Raw genomic sequence first — 20,852 nt, 5'->3', positions numbered from 1 at the left:
TAGAAACGAGTTAGCGGTTTTTGGTTAAGTTGATCGTCTAGCGTCGTTTCGTACGTATGCTTTTTATTTGATTGTTTACTACAATCAATAGAACAGTTTTTCTAACCGTCAAAAAAGAAGAGTAAATACAATGAGCAAGATGAAAACACTACTATTAGGCGCGGGTATTACTTTAGCCGCAAGCTTCTCGTTTAATGCAGCAGCTGCCGATGGCGCTGCACTTTATACCGCTAAGAATTGTCAAACTTGTCATGGCGCTGAAGGTAAAGCACCAATTATGGGTATGTACCCTAAACTAAACGGTCAAAACAAAGACTACTTAGTAGCGCAAATGAAAGATATTAAGTCAGGTGCACGTAATAACGGTATGACCATGGCAATGAAAGCAATGGTTGCAACGGTAACTGATGAAGAGTTTGAAGCAATTGCAGATTACCTAGCTAACGTAAAATAATTTACGCAGTTATACCATTTTAATGCAATTGGTATTTTAGTTTTACAAACAGCCACACAATAGTGTGGCTGTTTTGTTTGGTGTTTGCTATAAAATAGAGACTGCTTTAGACTTCTAAACATCTGTTCGTACAGGTTAATAATGTACGTTTTTAAAAGGCTCATTATGTTTGATTTACCCCAACTCGATTTAAAAAATAAAGTATCAGCACAAGAGTGGCAACTTCGTGTTGATTTAGCCGCGTGTTATAGACTGGTAGAGCACTTTCGTTGGGGGGATTTAATCTATACGCATTTATCAGCACGTTTGCCTGGCACCGACCACTACTTAGTGAATGCGTTTGGTTTAACCTTTGATGAAGTAACTGCCTCTAATTTAGTAAAGGTCGACTTAGACGGCAACATTATTGACGATACGCCATTTAGTATTAATCCAGCTGGATTTACTATTCACAGTGCGATTCACGAGGTACGCGAAGACGCTCATTGTGTTATTCACCTTCATACCAAAGAAACAATCGCAGTCGCTACACAAAAAAATGGTTTATTACCGCTTAGCCAATATTCAATGTTTTCACTGCCATCGCTTTCTTATCATGGCTACGAAGGGCTTGCAGTAAACGACGACGAGCGAAAAGTGCTGCAAGATGATTTGGGCAGCACTAACCATATGTTATTGGTAAATCACGGTGGCTTAACAGTAGGCCCAACGGTAGGCGATGCGTTTATGCGCTTTTATGATTTACAGCGAGCGTGTGAAATTCAACTAGCGCTACAATCAAGCTCGCAAGAGGTGATTGAAGTACCGCAACCTATAATCGACAATATTTATAATCAAGCAAACGTAGTACACAGTGGCAGCACCGGCGGGCAACTTGCGTGGCCTGCGATGTTACGTAAAGCGTATCGACTTGACCCTAGTTTTGCAAAATAACCCATAGCGGTTAATAAGGAATTTTAATGAAAGTAAATCGCGTTGAAGTATTTGATATTCACTGTCCTGATAGACCTTCTTGGACACCTGTGTTTGTACGTATTCATACTGACGAAGGTATTAGTGGTGTTGGCGAAGCGGGCCTTGCATACGATTTAGGTCACAGTGCTGCAGCGGCTATGATTAAGGAAATGGCCGACGCCTTTTTAATAGGCCACGACCCATTTCAAACAGAAAAACTATGGTCACGTATGTTACGTGAAAGCTTTTGGGGTTTAGGCGGCGGACCTGTTGTATATGCTGCAATGAGCGCAATTGATACCGCACTTTGGGATATAAAAGGTAAAGCGCTTGGTTTACCTGTATATCAATTGTTAGGCGGTAAAGTTAACGACAAACTACGTACGTACGCATCGCAATTACAGTTTGACTGGGATAGCGAATTTAAAGCGCTAGTACAGCCGCAAGAATATGCAGAAGCGGCTTTAAAGGCGATGGCCGAAGGTTACGATGCAGTAAAAGTAGATCCAATTCAGTACGATAAAGACGGCAATACTTATTACGACCGTACAAAAATAATCTCACGCACTGAAATGAAGCTATACCGTGCACGTATGCAAGCCATTCGCGAAGCAGTAGGCGACGAAGTGGATATTATTTTTGAATGCCACAGTTTACCTGGCGTGACAACAGCCATTCAGTTGGGTGAAATTGCAGAAGAATTTGACTGTATGTACTTTGAAGAGCCAGTTAACTACCTAAACCATTCATTGCATGCAAAAGTAGCAGATAAAGTTAATGTGCCAATTGCTGGTGGTGAACGTTTGTATAATCGCTGGGGTGTGCGCCCGTACTTAGAAGAGCAAAGTATTGATGTTCTGCAACCTGATATTGGTTTATGTGGTGGCTTTACCGAAACTAAAAAAGTATGTGATTACGCAGATATCTTTGATGTGCGTATTCAAGCTCACGTATGTGGCGGGCCTGTTGCAACAGCAGCATCACTGCACTTAGAAACGGCTATCCCTAACTTTTTGATTCATGAGCACCACACTTATGCGATTAAAAAGTGGAACCGCGAGTTATGTTTACAAGACCCACAACCTAAAAATGGTTTCTTTGAAGTGTCAGAAGAGCCAGGGTTGGGTATTGAATTAAATGATGAGATTGTTATGCGTTCTCAACGCGTAGAAATAAAATAATAGTCTTTTAACCTAACTTAGGTCATGCATTAAAAAGCCGGTAAGTGATTAGTCACTTACCGGCTTTTACTTTTTTGGTAAAGTTTTAGCTTGTTATAACTCGTTAATTCTACATTCTACGTCTTTAAGCTCAATAGTGGCTTTACTATCAAGGTGGCGTATATAGCATTGCTTGCCTTTAATCATCAATTCAAACTGATCGGGTGTATTGCGACTTTGCGTGTCGATAATATTATTACCATCCACATTGCTAAGGGTTACTGTGCTGCTGGTAGTAAATACATTCTCAGCTAATTGAGTTTCTTGTATATGTACAAGTGTTTTAATTGCTTTGCTAACGGCTGTTTTATTTGGCTTTGCCAGTAGAGCATGTTGCAGCTTAGGTGTCGGATCTGGATTTTGAGATATGCAGCCATTGAGAAAAAACGCAGAAAATACAACGATTAGTAAAAAGTACATTTTCATAAATTGGCCGTATTATTATAAAAAGAGAGTTTAATATAACTAGTTTTACTTAAACTTGGTAGTAGTGCTTAGCGTTTGCATAGCTAAGGTTATGCCATGTCTTATCGTTTGAGCATAACGCCTTATGGCAGTGCCATAGAGTGTTGTAGCTTGTATTTATTTGGCACACAGGAAAGTTGCTTGCAAACATAATACGCTGCTGGCCAAAGTGATTAAAAAGAATATTAAAACACGCTGCTTGTTGCTCACTGGTAAGTTGTAGTAATTCAAAACCAGAGAATTTAATTGCTATGTTGTCGTGCTGAGCAAGTAACTCAGCACCTTGTTGCCAGTCATTTAAATTACTTGGCAGTCCTGCATGATTAATTATAATCTGAAGCTGCGGTAGCTGCTTAGCGTAGTAAGCTATTTGTTTGGTTATTTCGCTATTTTCAATATCAAATTGAGCTTCAAAATGCAGTTTATTTGTAGCCAATAAATTAAGGTTATTAATACAATGAGGGCTTTTTAGTCTCACTGCATCATCTTCTTCGGTTATATCTCTTATACCACAAAGGCTTGAATGAGCCAGTGCATTTAGCGCGTGATTAAATTGCTCTGCGGGCGCATCAATTTGGTTGTAACTAATAGCCTTGAATGAAAGGTTTTTTAAATGCGAGCTTAGCCAGTTTAACTCGTTTATAGGTGATTGATTATCAAACCCAGCCTCAATGTGCACAATACCCGCAAGTTCAAAATCAGTACTTTTAACAAGTTGCTCTGCACTTATTGGTTGTTTAATTTTTTCTAGGTTAGGCCATGCTGGTGGGTTTTCGCCTTGTAGCCAAGTATATTGCCCCTCGGCAAGATTAAAAAAATGCACATGAGGGTCAATAATTTGCATGCTCATTGGGCTGTATAGCCGCCATCAATACTTTGTAAGCTACCAGTAATAAAGCTGGCATCGTCGCTTGCTAAAAAGCTCACAAGAGCAGCAACTTCGTCGGCTTGACCTAATCGGTTAAGCGGTTGCAGACTTGCTTCCTCGGCAACTATTTCAGCTTTGTTTGCGCCACTTTTTGCGCAGTACGCATCTATCGCGTTATGAAATAGCGGGGTTTCTATTGTGCCAGGGCATACCGCATTTGCTCTAATATTAAAACCTGCGTAATCAAGCGCTGTTGTTTTAGCCATTGAGGCAAGGGCATGTTTTGTTAGGTTATACGCAAAAGAGTTTTGCTTACCTATAATTGCCTGATCGGAAGCGACTAATATAATAGCGCCGCCATTTTGCGCTTTCATGCTTGGCAATACGCTTTGTATTGCGGCATAAGCGCCTTTAACATTAAGCGCAAAAAGTGCATCGAGAGTTTGCTCGTCGGTGCTTTCTATATTTGCGCTTAAGTGTTTTCCAGCATTAGAAACAAGTACATCAATACGTTTGCTTTGTTCACAGATAGCGTTGATACAGCTTTGTACCGCCGATACATCACTTACATCACACTGATGAAATATACCGATTTCGCTCAGCTCTATATCAAGGTTATGTACTTCATAGCCATTGTTTAGCAAACGCTTTACTACGGCTAAGCCAATACCTTTTGTACCACCTGTAACGACTGCAACTTTAGACATACTTACTTCCTTTATTGCTAACTAGTGAGAGTGACCGCAGCCGCCTTCAGCGTGCACATGTCCGTGAGAAACTTCTTCACTTGTTGCTTCACGTACCGATATAACTTCAACGTCAAACGTTAGCGTTTTACCAGCAAATGGGTGGTTTAAATCACAATCTGCGTTAAAACGACCAACCTTAACAATAGTAACCTGATGACGACCTTGGTTAGAGCTAACCATTGCTGTCATACCAGGTTTCCATACTTTAACGTCGCCTTGTAGGTGCTTAAGCGGAATACGTTGAATTAAGTCATCAACACGCTCGCCGTATGATTCACTTGGCTCTAGAGTTACACTAAATTTTTCGCCAGCTTCTTTGCCTTCAAGTGCTTTTTCTAAACCAGGAAGCATGCCTTCGCTGCCATGAATGTAAGTAAGTGGCGCTTCGTTTGTGCTACTTTCAATTTGCTCGCCCGCTTCGCTAAGGGTGTAATGAAATTCAACTGCTGAATTTTTGCTAATTTGCATGCTTGTCTCTTCAAATAATAACTATGTTAGGGCGCAATTTTACGCGAAATATACGTGTTTATAAACTTAACGTGGCTGATTTAGTGTTTTTTGTAAATCTAGCAGTAAATCTTTTTTTATTGGTGCTGCTTTTTGCTTTTCAGCCTGTGGTATAAACAGTACTAATTGAGTGCCAGGCTTTAAAATACTTGATGCAGAGAGTTTGTTCCATTTTGCCAAGTCGCTATGAGGTACATCATAAAGCTGACTTATACTCCAAAGGCTATCGCCTGACTTAACTTCGTAATCTATTTCAATGGTGGGAATCGCAATCTCTTGGTGTTCTAAATAAGGGCTGATTTTGTAATCAACAGTTAATGTGCTTGGCAGAGTTTTAGGTTGCCCAACTAATAACTTTTCTCCAACACCTATTAAATTATTATTTTTATTATTAAGTTGTTTCAAAGCTTTTACAGACATACTAAAACGCCTGGCGATACTGTAAAGCGTATCGTTTTGTTTAACGATGTACTCTCCAGCAAAGTTTGATTTGAAGAACTGACTTTTTAATAATGCTTCTTGCCCTATAGGCAGCAGTAAAGTATGCGGCCCGTTAGGTGAGCTTTGATTTTTTAAATATCCCTGATTAATAGCATGTAACTGCTTTGAACCTATACCAGAGAGCTTGGCAATGACTGAAAAGTCGAACTGCTGGCCTATGTTCATCTGTGTTGTAAATGGTTTATATACTAGCTTTGGGCGTTTAATGCCCTTTTGTGGATGTTTAACTAAATAACTTAAAGCGAGTAATTTGGGTACATAGTCAGCAGTTTCTTTTGGCAGACTGAGCGACCAGTAATCGGTGCTTTTACCGCGTTTTTTGTTTTTTTCGATTGCACGTTTAACACGGCCTTCACCACTATTATAAGCGGCCAAAGCATGTAGCCAATTACCATCAAAGCGTTTGTGTAAGTAACTTAAGTAATCAAGTGCAGCATCGGTTGAAGCAAGTACGTCTTGGCGCCCGTCATACCATTGGTCTGACTTAACACCAAAGTGATGCGCCGTTGCGCCAACTAACTGCCAAACACCAACAGCTTGCTGTGATGAGGCTATTGTTGGTCTAAAATCGCTTTCTACAAATGGTAATAATGCGAGCTCCATAGGTAATTGCTTTTGCTCAATTTTTTTTACGATGTGATACAGGTAAGGCGCTGCGCGTTTGCTCACCGTTTGTAAGTAGTTAGGTTGCTTTGCATACCAGCTGATACGCTTTTTTAAAGCGCGATTTTGATAAATCGTAAAGTGTAGATTATTGGCTATATGCATCCACAGATCGGTGGTTTTTAGTGGGCGCTTTTTTACGATTGTTTTTTTGAATTGAAGTGGCGTAACTGCCTCTTTAACTTGAGGCGTTTGAGCTACTTCATCGTCAATATCATAAGTATAGTCAGGCTCAAAATGAGTAAATATTTGTGGAGCTTCTTGTGGTTCTTGCTCCATTGATTGACAACCAAATAACAAAATACCCAAACAACATAAAACCAAACTGCGCATAGTGATCACTTTTGTAAATTCCTTTTATTATTTTAACACAATCCGTTGTGTTGAGTTATTCTGCGCTTTTTACACGATTTAGGCCTGCTTGTAAAAAAAAGTTACTCGATTTTATATTAAGCGCTTCTTGTTTATAAGGCTCAATAACTGATTCAGGAAACGACAGCATTAACTGCTCAATACTTTGATCTTTATTGTTTTTAACATGCTCCGTTATGGCTGTTAAAAATGATAGCGGCTGTTTCAGCTGCTCTTTTGTTAATGTGCCGCCGTGGCCAGGTATAATAATAGTGAGCTTTTCGTCGTTAATATATTGCTTAAGCAACGTTTGCCAACTTTTAAGTTCGCCGTGACCAGGGTAAGGAAGCCAGTCAACGATATCGCCACCAATCAGCACACTGCCATTATTAGTAGTAATAGTTAAATCACCGTTAGTATGGGCTTGCTGCGGCTCAAGCGTTACCTCAAAACCACCAAGGTCGATAATTTTACGACTATTAATTACTATTTCGGGTTTGCTAAGCTGATACTCCTGCCAGCGAAAAAGTCGCTTTTTTGCAAGCTTTAACTTATCACGCCATTTAGCTTGCTCTTCTTTGGGTACATTCGCTAACCGTTGGTAGCTCAGCTCAATGCTCTTTTCATAGGTGTCTAGTTTGTCGGTATATGCTGTTTGGTAAAGGCTAAAATTTTTATTTACTTGCTGATGAACAACGAGCTTGGCATCAGGATAGAAATTTTGCATAACCGCCATACCTAGCAAGTGATCGTCATGGTAATGCGTGGCAACCAAATAGCATAAAGGTGTTTTAAGGCGTTTTTTTAAATCTTCAGCAAGTTGTTCAACTGCAGCAAAATTGGCACTCGTATCAACCAGTAGGGCACATTTTTCGCCTTCAATTAATACTTGGTTAGAGTCGTAGAAGCGAAGCTTGTCTTGTTGCTTTAAAAACTGAATATGAGGGTTTATTGTATTCCAAGTTACGGCAGCGTAGGTGCTAGGTGCTATTGATAGTAAAGTGCATGCCAATAGTAAGTGCTTACATGAAGAGGTTATGTTTGAAAGTTTTAACTTCATTTATTATCTCTACGCTGAGGTTTAATTACTTTAATAATAAACAAAAAGCGCAGTATGCGCTTTTTATTTTTGGTGTTTGGGGTCATTTGCCAAATGCAGACTGAGTTTATCAATCAATTGGTCTTGATGCTGTTGTTCAACTGTAGCCTGTGTTTTTGCTTCTAGCAATTCGTGGCTTAAGTTTAATGCTGCCATTAGTAGGGCTTTTTGATCGTTTCTAACGGTTGAGCGTTGTTTCATTTGCTCAACTAAGTCATTTAGATTTTTAGCTGCTGCTATTAATGCATCTTCCTGCCCTTCGGGGCAAGCAAATTGCTGCTCTTTACCTAGCAACTCAACAGTGACCCGCTGGTTTTGCAGCTCAGACATTAGCTAGCCTGTTGTGCGCTTTGTAATTTATCAAGAAGACCAGATAAAGTAGTGCTGGCATCTTTTTGCTTTTCTTCATTTTCTAAAGCTTCAAGCTGTAGTAATTCGTTTTCATCGCTTAGTTTAGTGTTCTGTTCTTTTAAAGTAGCAACATCTGTTTGTAATTGATTATTACGTTCGATTAAAGAATCGATCAGTTGTTCGAGTTGTTGAAGAGTAGTGTTGTTCATAAAGGCGCTCATATAACTGTAATTAATGTCATGCAAATGTAAAGCAAAGTGTGTTGATTTGCCAGCATTTACGGTGGTTTTAGCTGATTTTTCTTCTGTGTTAAGGGATAATTCAGCATATGAGCTTTTTCATTCAGAAATGGTTCACTTTAACACTCTCTTATCTTGGTGTAAGTTGCCAAAGCCTAGTGCTTATGGTTCACTTACGATATTAAATTGCGTATGGCGAAAATAAATAATGCTTAGTTACAGACACTCATTTCATGCGGGTAATCCTGCCGATGTACTTAAACATTTAGTACTGGCACAAGTACTAAATTATCAAACAATTAAAGATAAACCGCTTGATTATATAGACACGCATTCAGGTGCTGGCTTTTTTGAACTGGCAGCTGCTGATGCGCAAAAAACGCAAGAGTATCAAGATGGTATTGAAAAACTTTGGCAACATAAAAGTGAACATGCTGAGCTTAATGAGTACATTGAATTAATTAAGTCATTTAACGACACTGACGAACTTGCATTTTATCCAGGTTCACCAAAAATTGCAGAGCATTACTTGCGCCGCCAAGATAAGGGCTGGTTTTTTGAATTGCACCCGCGCGATTTATTATTACTTGAAGAAAACATGCAAGGTAAGCGCTCTATTCGTGTACGTGGAGAAGATGGTTTTGCAGGTTTAGTTGGTTTGTTACCACCAGCATCTCGCAGAGCGTGTGTGTTAATTGATCCTCCATACGAAATTAAAGATGACTACGAAACGGTTGTAAAAACCTTAGTTAAAGCTCATCAGCGTTTTGCTACAGGTACTTACATGATTTGGTATCCGGTTGTAGATAGAGAGCGCATTGATAATATGGAGCAGGGCTTAATTGATTCAGGAATGCGCAACATTCAGTTATTTGAATTAGGCACTGAAGCGGATACTGACGTACACGGTATGACAGCATCGGGCATGATTGTAATTAATCCTCCATGGAAGCTAAAGCAAACAATGGATGCAATAATGCCTGAACTTGTTAGTTTGTTAAGTGAGCCAAGTGGTTTTTACAGAAGTGAACAACTCGTTGATGAGTAACTTTAAATAGCGCTTATAACGAATAATAAAATGCCCAGCTTTGCTGGGCATTTTATTTAAAATCAATACGAATGTGTTAGGTAATATATATAAGGGAGCTAAATATTAATTAAAATAAACCGCACTAAAAGTAGCAAGCGTATTACCGCGACTGTTTTTAAGTTTTAGTGATTCACCTGTTATTTCCCACTTTGAAGTTTTGCTAAGTACGTCAGACATAGCCGCTTCTTGGCTCATATTATCCGAGCACATCTTTTTTGTACTTGCTAGCTGACTAAGTGTAATTGTTTGCTGCTCGGTGCTATAGCTTCCGCTAAAATTATTACAGCCTAAAAAGCCATTAACGCGGTGGTCTTTATTGAACTGAATGAATGGTTCTTTAGTTGTAACATTCACAGTTTGAGCATTTATTGTTATTGCTTTCCAGTAAGTATTTGTGAGTGTTACATCGGGTTTTTGAGTCGACACTTTTGAAAGCTCAATTTTATAGGGGGTAGTTAACTGTGATTCTGCAAACGGGTCATGATTTGTTGTACTTGTGTAAAGCACTTTGTCTTTATTTATAATTCTGGCGCTTAGGCTATAGCGATGTTTATCGCTAATTTTGCTGGCATCATAAATTAGCTCAACGGTAAATGGCGGGGCTTGGGTTACATCAATCACTTCTTGTGTGATTATATCGGCTTTTACATCCATTTTAGATACATTGGAAAGCGTAACTATTAATTGCGAGCCAGGGCGAAGCATACTGCGATCTTTGTAGCTAGCTTGGATAGTTAGGCTGGTTATTGCTTCTGCAATTTCTGTGTTTTCAGTCGATTTAGTTTGCTCACCGCAGCCAGTTACTGCAAAAGCGCTAAGCGCCAATAAGCCAATCCCTGCAACTGCCTTTTTACGCGAAGATACTGCTTGATGCTTTTCCATGTTGGTTATCCTTACTCAATATTATGTCCTTAGTGTATTACCTAGTTACTTAATCATTCCTTAACTTATTTTAAACATAAAAAAAGGCGCATTAGCGCCTTTAATAATTAAAAACAAACGATTATTTTTTAACAAACTTAGTTAAAATAACAATGCGCTGGCCGTCAACTCGCCCTTCAATATGTTCAGGGTTGCTGGTTAGGCCAATATTACGAACAGCTGTTCCACGTTTAGCGGTAAGGCTACTGCCTTTAACGTCTAAGTCTTTAATTAGGGTAACAGTATCGCCTGCTTGAAGTACTACACCGTTACTATCTACATGCTTTAAATCGTCATCTTCGGCAAGTGCTTTTTTAGCCCAGGTTAGCGTGTCTTCTTCAAGGTAAATCATGTCTAGCGCATCTTGTGCCCAGCCATTATCAGGCGCTAAACGCGAAAGCATTCTGTAAGCTACAACTTGTACTGCAGGAGTTTGGCTCCACATGCTATCGTTTAAACAGTGCCAATGTGTAGGCATTATTTCGCTGTTATTCTCGATTTGATCTTTACATGTTTGACACGTGTAAATACATTTATCTGAGTGGGTTTCAGTTACCGGTGGTACTTCATAAACAGATAAGTTCTCGGTGGCTGCACACAATTCACATTGATTATTACTACGTTCGATTAAGGCTTTTTCAATACTCATGGGGCTCTTTCTGATTCTGGTCGAGTTAACATTGCTGCTATTATACTCCAAAACACGAGCTCTGCGCCATTAGTCCCTTAATTTTGTGTGGGTATATTACTCATACACTTATCTTTAATACTTTTTATATAGCCTTGAGTGCTTTTTTGATTATTCCGGGGGGGAATGCCTGGTTTGGCTGAATCGTTTGTATAAAATGGATAATGGTTGCCAGATGCACCCACATTATATTTTAAGGGCGTGGTGTTAGGCTTTGCTAAAGTTGAAAATATAAATAGCAAAAGACAAACTTTTAATATCTGAAAAAAGTTGGTCAAAGCTCCACCTTTTATATTAAAGTTATTATATGAGTATTGTGTAGTTTTAGCTGTTTTGTAATGGTTACTATGTTTATCTTATGCGAGTTGCATTAAAGTACACGTATTATTGGCTGTTTTGCCATCTCTTATTTATAGGTTTAGAGCCAAGTGAAATTAAATAACATACCTGATGAGGTACAAAAAATAACTCAGTTTGTCGCCCGGCAACCTATTTTTGATATAGATCAGAATGTTTTCTCATACGAACTACTCTATCGAGATTCAGCCAATAATGCGTTTCCTGTGGGCACTTCTGATGTGCATGCGACAAGCCGCCTGTTTTTTAATGCATTAATGTTGGTAGGTTTAGATAGACTTACCGCGCATCATTTAGCTTTTATAAACTTGTCATCAGAAACTATTCTCGATAACTTTCCCAAACTTTTATTGCCAGAAAATAGTGTTATTGAAATAGTAGAGCGCACGGGTAATATTCCTGCGGTTGCTGAGCGTGTGCAAGAACTTAAAAAAGAAGGGTATGTTTTTGCACTTGATGATTACGATGGTGATCCAAAATGGGAGCCACTATTAGCACATGTTGATTACATAAAAATTGAGATAGATGATCCGGTTATTAAAACCAATATGCGCATTAAAAAAATAAAACGCGCAAATCCACATGCAAAAATAATTGTTGAACGAATAGAGACGCATGAACAATTTAATATATTAAAATTGGCAGGCTGTGATTTATTTCAGGGGTTCTTTTTTTCTCGCCCAGAAATGATTACGTATAAAGGTGTAGAGCCTTCAAAGTTAACTGTTTTTGATCTATTGCGTTTTACAGCAAAACAAACACTTTGCTTTAAAGAAGTTCATCAACGAGTGGCCAGAGATGTAGCCATAACAGCCAGGGTTTTAAAGCTGGCTAACGCGCGTTCAGGCAAAGCAAATTTAGTTATTACTTCTATTTCACAAGCGGTTATTTATTTAGGTGAAGATACAATAAGGCAATTTGTTCGTGTATTAGCAATTAGTGAGTTGGGGGTCGAAAAACCAACTGAGTTAACTAAGCTTGCTTTAACTCGGGCACAATTTATGTCGCTTATTTTAGAGCAAAATAATAAAGAACTGACTGAGCAAGGCTATCTAGTGGGTTTGTTTTCTGTGCTTGATGCCATTTTAGATGGCGATTTAAAAGACATAGTTAAAGAGTTTACTTTAGATGCTGCAATATCTGATGCGTTACTACTTGAAAAAGGCACTTTAGGTGAGTGTTTATCGCTAATAAAAGAGTTTGAAGTAGATAATATTGATAAGGCGATGGTTCAACTAGCTAAAATAAATCCCGAACAACATGTTGGGCATATATTTAATTTTTTACTGGATGCTGTTTTATACAGTGACGACATTATTGAGGCAATAGCAGAATAAATATGCGTAATTGGTTGTCGGTTATAAGTGTAGTGGTTGCTCTTTGTTTATTGTTTCCTGGTATTACAAAACCAGTATTAACAATAGAGGGCAACATAGATAAATCAAAACTAGCGCAAGCGGGTATTGAAATGCTGGCTGAAGAGGGCGATGGTCGAACTCGCAGTATGCTAATGATGTTCTCGAACATGCTAGGGCTTGATAAGTTAGAAGGTGAGATTAGCGCCTATAACAAAACACAAAGTATTTTAGGCACAGTTAAAGAGCTTGCTAGCAATAATAATTTATTTGTAGCCGCTTTAGTGGGGTTGTTTTCTATTGTTATTCCAAGCTTAAAGCTATTATTACAGTTGCTTTATTGTTGCCTACCTTTGAATGGGTTTAAGCAAAAGCTCGGTCTGGTTATTTGTGCATTAAGTAAGTGGAGCATGGTTGATGTATTTGTTATTGCATTAATAGTGACTTACTTAGCAGGTAACGCCCATGGTAAAAGTGGCGAGCTACTTGTTATGAATGCACAATTTGGTGAAGGGTTTTGGTATTTTAGCGCATATTGTATATTTGCAATTATCGCGAGTAACTTAATTAAAACACCTGCTAAACCGCAGTCTACATAATTAAAGTATTTGTGGTTGCCGTTAGGTTACCTTACAATCATTTTAAAGTTTATTAAAAGGCATAATGTTGCAACGTTTTTACTCTAGTTTACTCATGATAACTTTACTGCTCACTTTTGTGGGTCAGGCAGTTGCGTCTGTAGCTATGGTATGCGAAATGCCACATATGCCAACTAAGACAGCAACGCATGCCCAAATGCCAATGACACAAAGTAGTGATGCAACAGCTGTCGTTAGCATGTCTGAAAATATGATGCAGATGGATTGTTGCGACGACGAAAGTACGCCACAAAATGACTGTAAATGCCCTATGAGTGGCTGCGCTGCTAACTCAATGCTTAATGTTGATACTTTATTTAGCGTTACTTTACTTGAATCTGAAAAAGTAAATGTACGTGTATTTACTACACAAATTAATATACCTCGTTCACTCTACCGCCCTCCTATGTCTGCTTAATAGCAGGATAGGTGTATGTAAAAATTGCGGTAACCCCGTTTATTGGTAACTCCTAAACACCTTTTTTGCTTCCTAATTTAAGATTTTCTTTTATTTTTAGATGGAGCAGGTGATGAACCACGCTGTAAGTATTAAAGTCGTATTATGTAGTGTTGTGTTATTTAGCACAGCCGTTAATGCGCAAAACAATCAAAATAACCTAAATACCGAAACACTAAAGCAAACTAGTAATGAGCAAACGCTTAGCTTAACGCAAGCGCTTAATTATGCGCTAACGCATGAGCCATGGCTAAAAGCGAGTGGCTACCAAGAAGATGCAGCAATAGCGCAAAGCATTGCCGCTGGCACCTTACCCGATCCTGTTTTAACGGTTGGCTTACTCAACTTACCTACTAACGGTTATGCGTTTGATCAAGAAGGGATGACGCAGCTTAAAGTTGATTTGAGCCAAAAGTTTAGCCGAGGGAATAGTTTAGCGCTTAGACAAAAAGCATTAGCACAGTCTGCTCAACAATACCCTTCGCAGCGCGCCGATCGCTTAGCACAAGTAAAAGCAATTGTGATTGAGTCGTGGTTAAACGCGTATCGTGCTCAGCGAAGTATTGCTTTAATTGAGCTAGATAAAGGGCTATTTACTCAACTTATTGACATTACCGAAGCAAGCTACGCAAGCACCTTAGGTAAAACACGTCAGCAAGATATTATTCGTGCGCAATTAGAACTCACCCGTCTTGAAGATAAGCTGGTTATGCTTGAGCAGCAATTTGAAAGTGCTAAAAACCGTTTAGCACAGTGGTTACCTATGAATATGCTTATGCAGCCTTTAAATACTGAGTTTACTAAAACCGCAGGGCTGGTTGATTTTGCGAGCCTTGAATTTGATGAGCTAATACAGTTACTTATGACGCATCCCGCAATTATTGCGATAGATAAAACCGTAACGGCAAAGCAAACCGAAGTTGCACTCGCTAAGCAAAGCTACAAACCTCAGATGGGCGTTAATGTGGGTTATGGTTACCGGGATGATACCCCGATGGGTGAGTCGCGAGCTGATTTACTCTCTGTAGGGTTTAGTATTGATTTGCCATTGTTTACTGATAACAGACAAGATCAACAGGTTAAATCGGCTATTGCGAGTGCAGAAGCTACTAAAACACAAAAGCTGGTGGCGCTTCAAAAACTCAAAGGCATGTACTTTAAGGAGTTTAGCCAACTCGCTCGTTTGCAAAAACGCGATGCGCTTTATCAAAATACGTTATTACCGCAAATGTCAGAGCAATCTCAGGCAACACTAAATGCTTATACACGCGACGACGGGGATTTTTCTGACGTGATGCGCGCGCGCATTAGTGAACTTAACGCCAAAATTGATGCACTGAATATTCAAGTAGATCAACATATTATTACCGCCCGCCTTAATTATTATGCAAGTAGCTTAGACCCCCAAGTAATGAGCGAGCAAACTGGAGAATTACACAATGAATACTAATTTAAAGTTACTTGTTGCCGCCTTAGTTGGCGCAGGCGCCTTTGGGTTAATAGGCGGCTTAGTAATGCAGTTTTTACCTAGCAACTCGGCAATGAATGAACAACAAAGCGCAGACAAACAGCCCTTATATTGGGTAGCCCCTATGGATAGTAATTACAGGCGTGACACGCCAGGGCTTTCGCCAATGGGAATGGATTTAGTACCTGTGTATGAAAACGCTAGCAACGCTCAGGATGGACCTGGTGCTGTAACTATTTCGCCTGCAGTAGTTAATAACTTTGGTGTAAGAACTGCCAAAGTAGAGCTTAAAACACTTCACAGCGATATAAATACTGTGGGTTATGTGCAATATAACCAAGACCAACTTATTCACATTCATCCGCGTGTAGAAGGCTGGATTGAAAGTTTATATGTTAAAGCACAAGGCGCAGAAGTTAAAGCCGGTGAGCCTTTATATACATTGTATTCACCACAATTGGTGAACGCACAGGAAGAGCTTTTATTGGCGGTTAATCGTAATAATACCGTGTTAATTCGGGCTGCAAAGGCGCGTTTAGAGTCGTTAAATGTGTCTGATGGATTTATCGAGCGCTTACAAAAAAATAAAAAGATAATGCAAAATATTACTTTTTACGCAAAGCAAAGTGGTGTGGTAGATGAGCTAACAGTACGAGAAGGCTTTTACGTTAAACCAGGCACATCAATGATGAGTATTGCCCAGCTTGATGAAATTTGGGTAGAGGCGGAAGTGTTCGAGCGCCAATCAGAACAAGTGAGTGTTGGGTTGCCCGTTACAATGACGCTTGATTACTTAAAAGGTCAAAAGTGGGAAGGTAAGGTTGATTACATTTACCCCGCGCTTGATGCTAAAAACCGGACTCTGCGTGTAAGGCTTAGGTTTGAAAATGCAGATCATCGGTTAAAACCAAATATGTTTGCACAAGTGAGCATTCACGCTAAAGCGAGTAAGGCGCAATTTACAGTCTCTAAAGAAGCGGTAATTCGCACGCAGCATCAAAACCGTGTAGTTATTGCATTAGGTGAGGGTCGTTTTAAATCGGTAGAAGTCGACGTTGGGCAAATTAATAGTAATGAAGCGGTGATTTTGTCAGGTGTAATGACAGGTGACACGGTAGTGACTTCAGCGCAATTTTTAATAGACTCTGAATCGAGTAAAAGCTCTGACTTTAAGCGAATGGAAATGCCTAGTTCTGGTATTAGCTCAGGTATGAGCTCGGATTCTGGTTCAGACTCTAATATGAACATGGATATGCAGCCACAAAGCGCCACGGTTAACGGCACTATTAATGCCATAGATACACAAAATCGCATTATAAATATTAGTCGAGAAGCCATTGAAAAATGGAATCGAGAACCCGCCACAATGGACTTTGTATTAGCGCCAGATATTGATATTACTCAGTTTGAAAATGCCCAGCATATTAATTTTACTTTTAGCATTATTAATGATGAATTTGTAATTACTAAAGCGCAAAACGCAGAGCTGATTGATCATTCTACTATGCAACCTATGCAACATAGTTCTCACTAGGAGCCATTATGATAACTGCCATTATTCGCTGGTCTGTTGGCAATCGCTTTTTTGTGTTGTTGCTTACATTAATTTTACTGGGTGGAGGATTGTTTGCACTAAAAAATACGCCCGTGGATGCCTTACCTGACTTATCTGATGTTCAGGTCATTATAAAAACTACTTACCCGGGGCAAGCGCCGCAAGTAGTGCAAGACCAAGTTACATTTCCGCTCACCACTGCAATGCTTTCTGTGCCGGGTGCGCAAACTGTAAGGGGTTTTTCGTTTTTTGGTGACTCGTACGTTTACGTTATTTTTGACGAAAAAACTGATTTGTATTGGGCGCGTAGCCGAGTACAAGAATACCTAAGCCAAGCAGCAAACCGATTGCCCGATAGCGCTACGCCAGAGCTTGGCCCTGATGCAACAGGCGTAGGTTGGATTTACTTATACGCACTAATTGATAAAACAAATAAACACGATATTAGTCAGCTACGAAGCTTACAAGATTGGTTTTTAAAGTTTGAGCTACAAACTGTGCCCGGTGTATCTGAAGTGGCTGCTGTTGGTGGCATGGTTAAGCAATACCAAGTCAATGTAGAGCCTGATAAATTACGTGCATATGGTATCCCGCTTAGCCTTATTCAAACGGCGATTCAACAAGGCAACCAAGAGATGGGCGCCTCGGTAGTTGAAATGGCTGAAGCTGAATACATGGTAACAAGCACAGGCTACATTAAAAGTGTTGCCGACCTAGAAGCTATTCCGCTTGGTGTAAACGCTAATGGTACTGCGCTGCAATTGCGTGATGTAGCCGATATTAGAGTCGGGCCGCAAATGCGCCGTGGTATTGCAGAGCTTAATGGCGAAGGCGAAGTAACCGGCGGCATTGTTATTATGCGCTATGGCGAAAATGCACAAAAAACTATTGAGCTGGTAAAAGCAAAATTAGAATCACTTAAAAAGGGATTACCAGAGGGCGTTGAAATAATCCCTGTGTACGATCGCTCCAACTTAATTAATAACGCGGTAGATAATCTAACAAGTAAGCTAATTGAAGAGCTGATTGTAGTTGCTTTGGTGTGTGTGGTGTTTTTGTTTCATGTGCGCTCATCATTGGTGGCGATTATTACGTTACCGCTTGGGATTTTAACGGCATTTATAATTATGTATTGGCAGGGGATTAACGCCAACATTATGTCTTTAGGAGGAATTGCAATAGCGATAGGTGCAATGACCGACGGCGCTATCGTCATGATTGAAAATATGCACAAACATATGGAAAAAACGCCCCTTACCAACGAAAACCGCTGGGAAGTTGTGGCTAAATCGGCGAGTGAAGTGGGTCCTGCATTATTTTTTAGTTTATTAATTATTACCGTCAGCTTTATGCCGGTATTTATTTTAGAAGCGCAAGAAGGACGTATGTTTGCGCCACTGGCTTACACTAAAACCTATGCTATGGCAGCGTCTGCTGGGCTTGCGATTACCTTGGTGCCGGTATTAATGGGTTACTTTATTAGAGGTAAAGTTATTTCGGAGCAAAAAAATCCAGTTAACCGATTACTCGTCGCAGCGTATCGCCCACTACTTAACTGGGTGCTTAAATTTCCAAAAATGACATTGGTACTCGCGGTGGTTGTTTCTGTTATTGGCTTTTACCCGGTAAACAAAATAGGCAGTGAATTTATTCCGCCACTTGATGAGGGCGACTTAATGTATATGCCCACAACGTATCCTGGTTTATCGGTAGGTAAAGCGCGCGAAATACTACAGCAAACCGACAAGCTAATTGCCACAGTACCCGAGGTTAAAACAGTATTTGGTAAAGTTGGGCGAGCAGAAACTGCAACAGATCCTGCGCCGCTTACAATGATAGAGACGTTTATTCAGTTAAAACCAAAAGATGAATGGCGCGATGGTATGACCCTTGAAAAACTTAAAAAAGAACTCGACGGTTTGGTTAAGTTTCCGGGGTTGACGAATGCGTGGGTAATGCCAATTAAAACACGTATTGATATGCTCGCAACCGGTATTAAAACTCCCGTGGGCATTAAAGTTGCGGGACCAAAGTTGAGTGAAATTCAAAAAATTGGTCAACAAATAGAAGTGCTTTTAAAAGATCTACAAGGCACTGCATCGGTTTACTCAGAGCGAGTAGCCGGTGGACGTTATATAAAAGTAGATATAAATCGTGAAAAAGCCGCGCGCTATAGCTTAAATATTAGCGACATACAGCAAGTTGTATCTACTGCAATTGGTGGTACAAACGTAACTCAAACCGTAGAAGGGCAAGAGCGCTACCCAGTTAATTTGCGTTACCCGCAAGCATACAGAGACTCGCCAGAAGAGCTAATGTTGTTACCCATTGTAACGCCTACAGGGCAGCGTATAGCACTTGGTGATGTAGCCAATGTATTTATTGAAGATGGACCGCCTGGTATAAAAAGCGAAAATGCACGTTTAAACGGTTGGAGTTTTATTGATATAGATGGCGTTGATATTGGTACTTACGTTGAGCACGCTCAGCAAGTGCTCGATAAGGACCTAATACTACCTGCTGGCTACTCAATTACGTGGGCTGGGCAGTATGAATACATGCAGCGCGCTAAAGACAAACTGACTTATGTATTACCACTTACATTAGCGATTATTATTGTGTTGCTTTATCTTAATTTTAGAAGCTTTGCTGAGGTCACTATTATTATGGCTACGTTGCCACTGGCAATGATTGGTGGCGTATGGCTAATGTATTTAGAGGGCTTTAACTTTTCAGTTGCAGTGGGTGTAGGTTTTATTGCCTTAGCTGGGGTAGCGGTAGAAATTGGGGTCATTATGTTGGTGTATTTAAACCAAGCCTATCAAGAAAAATGCATCGAAGCAGAGCAGGCAGATAAGCCACTTAGTTTAGTGCAATTACAGCAAGCTATTATTGAAGGTGCAGGGCTTCGAGTACGCCCGGTTATGATGACTGTCGCGACAATTATTATTGGCTTGCTACCTGTGCTGTATGGCACAGGCACCGGAAGCAAAGTAATGAGTCGAATAGCTGCACCTATGGTTGGCGGTATGGGCAGTGCAATTGTACTCACCTTACTTGTTATTCCTGCGGTTTACCTACTGTGGCGCAAACAAGGACTTAAATAATATAAAGCAACAAGACGATAGAGCAGTGCGGTTACTACCCACGCATTGCTCTATAAAAATTACCTATAATTTGTAAGTTGTTCTATTAAAGAGCTAGTTATTACTCATATTTAAATTAACCAACTGTTTTTAAATGGCTTTTTAATTGGCACGCTTTACGCAGTGTATTACCTATACAGTCAACTAAGTAAGGAATGCACATGCAAGTTAAAACAATTAAAGAGGTATACGATTGGACCGTTTTGTTTCATACGCAAATGGCGGCTAATTTTTATAGCGTAAAGGATTTACTCGATGAACATAATGCAATGCTGGTGGACTACTACCTAAATTACGAAAAAAAACTCGCCGAAGATTTAGTCGGGTTTAAAGCGATAACTGAAATAAATACGCTCGATACGTACAGTTATGAATACTTTGCTAAAAATCCTGAGCTAATTACTTTCGAAGACATTAGTAAAGACCAGCAATTTGATGAGAAAGTTATTCAAGCTTACTTATCAGAGCAACATCAAAAAGTGATTGAGTTATATGAATACTTACTTGAACGCGCTGAAACTCAAAGTGGGCAAGAAAAGCTTCAACAAATACTAGAGCTTGAAAAGCAAGGTATAAAGCAAATGATGCAAAGTACTAATCGTCATATGGATATGTAGCTTTATAAAAGAGCGGGATTACTGAGTTTATCTCGCTCTTATTAGCTTTAAGGTGATTATTTAAAATAGCTGATGCTTGCATCGGCTTATTTTATGTCTGCGTTAAATAATCTGCAGAGCATTTTGATGGACTAAAATG

At 39.7% G+C, this 20,852-nt stretch carries 21 protein-coding genes; 11 read left to right on the top strand and 10 right to left on the bottom strand.

The window, feature by feature from the left end:
* The first annotated feature begins 130 nt into the window (after window positions 1-130).
* From H4J63_RS02975 to H4J63_RS02965, 3 genes are all read left to right on the top strand, one after another.
* Window positions 131-454 (top strand): c-type cytochrome, encoded by a 324-nt coding sequence (locus H4J63_RS02975; protein WP_002957866.1) that lies wholly within the window; start codon window positions 131-133, stop codon window positions 452-454.
* A gap of 165 nt (window positions 455-619) precedes the next feature.
* A complete protein-coding gene (locus H4J63_RS02970; protein ID WP_010554363.1) occupies window positions 620-1,387 on the top strand; it encodes a class II aldolase/adducin family protein in 768 nt (255 codons plus the stop codon).
* Window positions 1,388-1,413: 26 nt separating this feature from the next.
* Window positions 1,414-2,589, top strand: a complete 1,176-nt coding sequence (locus H4J63_RS02965) for a mandelate racemase/muconate lactonizing enzyme family protein (RefSeq protein ID WP_024605610.1) — start codon at window positions 1,414-1,416, stop codon at window positions 2,587-2,589.
* 93 nt (window positions 2,590-2,682) lie between these two features.
* On the opposite strand, the gene H4J63_RS02960 is transcribed toward H4J63_RS02965, so the two are convergent.
* From H4J63_RS02960 to zapB, 8 genes are all read right to left on the bottom strand, one after another.
* On the bottom strand, window positions 2,683-3,054 hold the full coding sequence (locus H4J63_RS02960) for a hypothetical protein (protein ID WP_024595815.1): 372 nt from the start codon (window positions 3,052-3,054) through the stop codon (window positions 2,683-2,685).
* A gap of 49 nt (window positions 3,055-3,103) precedes the next feature.
* A complete protein-coding gene (locus H4J63_RS02955; protein ID WP_024605609.1) occupies window positions 3,104-3,943 on the bottom strand; it encodes an amidohydrolase in 840 nt (279 codons plus the stop codon).
* Window positions 3,940-4,668: an SDR family NAD(P)-dependent oxidoreductase gene (locus H4J63_RS02950; RefSeq protein ID WP_010554366.1), complete on the bottom strand. Its 729-nt coding sequence runs from the start codon at window positions 4,666-4,668 to the stop codon at window positions 3,940-3,942. Before H4J63_RS02950 ends, H4J63_RS02955 begins: the two co-directional genes overlap by 4 nt.
* Before the next feature lie 21 nt (window positions 4,669-4,689).
* Window positions 4,690-5,178 (bottom strand): peptidylprolyl isomerase, encoded by a 489-nt coding sequence (locus H4J63_RS02945; protein WP_007586440.1) that lies wholly within the window; start codon window positions 5,176-5,178, stop codon window positions 4,690-4,692.
* A gap of 66 nt (window positions 5,179-5,244) precedes the next feature.
* Complete coding sequence (locus H4J63_RS02940) at window positions 5,245-6,714, bottom strand: LysM peptidoglycan-binding domain-containing protein (RefSeq protein WP_182194446.1); 1,470 nt, start codon at window positions 6,712-6,714, stop codon at window positions 5,245-5,247.
* A gap of 55 nt (window positions 6,715-6,769) precedes the next feature.
* On the bottom strand, window positions 6,770-7,792 hold the full coding sequence (locus tag H4J63_RS02935; RefSeq protein ID WP_165743440.1) for an MBL fold metallo-hydrolase: 1,023 nt from the start codon (window positions 7,790-7,792) through the stop codon (window positions 6,770-6,772).
* A gap of 63 nt (window positions 7,793-7,855) precedes the next feature.
* The gene (locus H4J63_RS02930) at window positions 7,856-8,161 is read right to left on the bottom strand and encodes a cell division protein ZapA (RefSeq protein ID WP_024605605.1); all 306 of its coding nucleotides are present in this window, start codon (window positions 8,159-8,161) and stop codon (window positions 7,856-7,858) included.
* On the bottom strand, window positions 8,161-8,391 hold the full coding sequence (gene zapB, locus H4J63_RS02925) for a cell division protein ZapB (protein ID WP_002957855.1): 231 nt from the start codon (window positions 8,389-8,391) through the stop codon (window positions 8,161-8,163). Before zapB ends, H4J63_RS02930 begins: the two co-directional genes overlap by 1 nt.
* A 238-nt stretch (window positions 8,392-8,629) precedes the next feature.
* On the opposite strand from zapB, the gene H4J63_RS02920 reads away from it, so the two are divergent.
* Window positions 8,630-9,469 carry a 23S rRNA (adenine(2030)-N(6))-methyltransferase RlmJ gene (locus H4J63_RS02920; protein WP_182194443.1) on the top strand — a complete coding sequence of 280 codons (840 nt, stop codon included), beginning with the start codon at window positions 8,630-8,632 and terminating at the stop codon, window positions 9,467-9,469.
* A 105-nt stretch (window positions 9,470-9,574) separates the two neighbouring features.
* On the opposite strand, the gene H4J63_RS02915 is transcribed toward H4J63_RS02920, so the two are convergent.
* Window positions 9,575-10,393: an META domain-containing protein gene (locus H4J63_RS02915; protein ID WP_101164326.1), complete on the bottom strand. Its 819-nt coding sequence runs from the start codon at window positions 10,391-10,393 to the stop codon at window positions 9,575-9,577.
* A gap of 121 nt (window positions 10,394-10,514) precedes the next feature.
* Window positions 10,515-11,081, bottom strand: coding sequence for an alkylphosphonate utilization protein (locus tag H4J63_RS02910; RefSeq protein WP_024592489.1), 567 nt, complete (start codon window positions 11,079-11,081; stop codon window positions 10,515-10,517).
* A gap of 467 nt (window positions 11,082-11,548) precedes the next feature.
* On the opposite strand from H4J63_RS02910, the gene H4J63_RS02905 reads away from it, so the two are divergent.
* The 7 genes from H4J63_RS02905 to H4J63_RS02875 all read left to right on the top strand — a co-directional run bounded on the left by H4J63_RS02905 (window position 11,549) and on the right by H4J63_RS02875 (window position 20,713).
* Window positions 11,549-12,814, top strand: a complete 1,266-nt coding sequence (locus H4J63_RS02905; RefSeq protein WP_182194439.1) for an EAL and HDOD domain-containing protein — start codon at window positions 11,549-11,551, stop codon at window positions 12,812-12,814.
* A 2-nt stretch (window positions 12,815-12,816) separates the two neighbouring features.
* Complete coding sequence (locus H4J63_RS02900) at window positions 12,817-13,431, top strand: paraquat-inducible protein A (protein WP_007586454.1); 615 nt, start codon at window positions 12,817-12,819, stop codon at window positions 13,429-13,431.
* A gap of 94 nt (window positions 13,432-13,525) precedes the next feature.
* Window positions 13,526-13,888 (top strand): hypothetical protein, encoded by a 363-nt coding sequence (locus H4J63_RS02895; protein ID WP_225913250.1) that lies wholly within the window; start codon window positions 13,526-13,528, stop codon window positions 13,886-13,888.
* 112 nt (window positions 13,889-14,000) lie between these two features.
* Window positions 14,001-15,377, top strand: coding sequence for a TolC family protein (locus H4J63_RS02890; RefSeq protein ID WP_165743426.1), 1,377 nt, complete (start codon window positions 14,001-14,003; stop codon window positions 15,375-15,377).
* A complete protein-coding gene (locus H4J63_RS02885; protein ID WP_165743424.1) occupies window positions 15,367-16,929 on the top strand; it encodes an efflux RND transporter periplasmic adaptor subunit in 1,563 nt (520 codons plus the stop codon). The genes H4J63_RS02890 and H4J63_RS02885 overlap by 11 nt, the downstream gene beginning before the upstream one ends.
* 8 nt (window positions 16,930-16,937) lie before the next feature.
* Entirely contained in the window at window positions 16,938-20,057 is a 3,120-nt protein-coding gene (locus H4J63_RS02880) for an efflux RND transporter permease subunit (protein ID WP_165743422.1), read from the top strand.
* Window positions 20,058-20,257: 200 nt separating this feature from the next.
* Window positions 20,258-20,713: a hypothetical protein gene (locus H4J63_RS02875; protein ID WP_165743420.1), complete on the top strand. Its 456-nt coding sequence runs from the start codon at window positions 20,258-20,260 to the stop codon at window positions 20,711-20,713.
* Window positions 20,714-20,852 lie beyond the last annotated feature (139 nt).

It is taken from the genome of Pseudoalteromonas sp. 5Ae-yellow (assembly GCF_014077565.1).
Lineage (GTDB): Bacteria > Pseudomonadota > Gammaproteobacteria > Enterobacterales > Alteromonadaceae > Pseudoalteromonas.
The sequence above is the reverse complement of the archived record's forward strand: the minus strand, read 5'-3'. Positions and strand labels throughout refer to the sequence as shown.

Excerpts from the sequence above, each read along its gene's own strand:
- H4J63_RS02930 (WP_024605605.1), bottom strand. The coding sequence starts at position 8,161 with ATGTCTGAGCTGCAAAACCAGCGGGTCACTGTTGAGTTGCTAGGTAAA.
- H4J63_RS02950 (WP_010554366.1), bottom strand. The coding sequence starts at position 4,668 with ATGTCTAAAGTTGCAGTCGTTACAGGTGGTACAAAAGGTATTGGCTTA.
- H4J63_RS02890 (WP_165743426.1), top strand. The coding sequence starts at position 14,001 with ATGAACCACGCTGTAAGTATTAAAGTCGTATTATGTAGTGTTGTGTTA.
- H4J63_RS02955 (WP_024605609.1), bottom strand. The coding sequence starts at position 3,943 with ATGAGCATGCAAATTATTGACCCTCATGTGCATTTTTTTAATCTTGCC.
- H4J63_RS02885 (WP_165743424.1), top strand. The coding sequence starts at position 15,367 with ATGAATACTAATTTAAAGTTACTTGTTGCCGCCTTAGTTGGCGCAGGC.
- H4J63_RS02920 (WP_182194443.1), top strand. The coding sequence starts at position 8,630 with ATGCTTAGTTACAGACACTCATTTCATGCGGGTAATCCTGCCGATGTA.
- H4J63_RS02970 (WP_010554363.1), top strand. The coding sequence starts at position 620 with ATGTTTGATTTACCCCAACTCGATTTAAAAAATAAAGTATCAGCACAA.
- H4J63_RS02895 (WP_225913250.1), top strand. The coding sequence starts at position 13,526 with ATGATAACTTTACTGCTCACTTTTGTGGGTCAGGCAGTTGCGTCTGTA.
- H4J63_RS02880 (WP_165743422.1), top strand. The coding sequence starts at position 16,938 with ATGATAACTGCCATTATTCGCTGGTCTGTTGGCAATCGCTTTTTTGTG.
- H4J63_RS02910 (WP_024592489.1), bottom strand. The coding sequence starts at position 11,081 with ATGAGTATTGAAAAAGCCTTAATCGAACGTAGTAATAATCAATGTGAA.
- H4J63_RS02945 (WP_007586440.1), bottom strand. The coding sequence starts at position 5,178 with ATGCAAATTAGCAAAAATTCAGCAGTTGAATTTCATTACACCCTTAGC.
- zapB (WP_002957855.1), bottom strand. The coding sequence starts at position 8,391 with ATGAACAACACTACTCTTCAACAACTCGAACAACTGATCGATTCTTTA.
- H4J63_RS02940 (WP_182194446.1), bottom strand. The coding sequence starts at position 6,714 with ATGCGCAGTTTGGTTTTATGTTGTTTGGGTATTTTGTTATTTGGTTGT.
- H4J63_RS02875 (WP_165743420.1), top strand. The coding sequence starts at position 20,258 with ATGCAAGTTAAAACAATTAAAGAGGTATACGATTGGACCGTTTTGTTT.
- H4J63_RS02900 (WP_007586454.1), top strand. The coding sequence starts at position 12,817 with ATGCGTAATTGGTTGTCGGTTATAAGTGTAGTGGTTGCTCTTTGTTTA.
- H4J63_RS02975 (WP_002957866.1), top strand. The coding sequence starts at position 131 with ATGAGCAAGATGAAAACACTACTATTAGGCGCGGGTATTACTTTAGCC.
- H4J63_RS02915 (WP_101164326.1), bottom strand. The coding sequence starts at position 10,393 with ATGGAAAAGCATCAAGCAGTATCTTCGCGTAAAAAGGCAGTTGCAGGG.
- H4J63_RS02965 (WP_024605610.1), top strand. The coding sequence starts at position 1,414 with ATGAAAGTAAATCGCGTTGAAGTATTTGATATTCACTGTCCTGATAGA.
- H4J63_RS02935 (WP_165743440.1), bottom strand. The coding sequence starts at position 7,792 with ATGAAGTTAAAACTTTCAAACATAACCTCTTCATGTAAGCACTTACTA.
- H4J63_RS02960 (WP_024595815.1), bottom strand. The coding sequence starts at position 3,054 with ATGAAAATGTACTTTTTACTAATCGTTGTATTTTCTGCGTTTTTTCTC.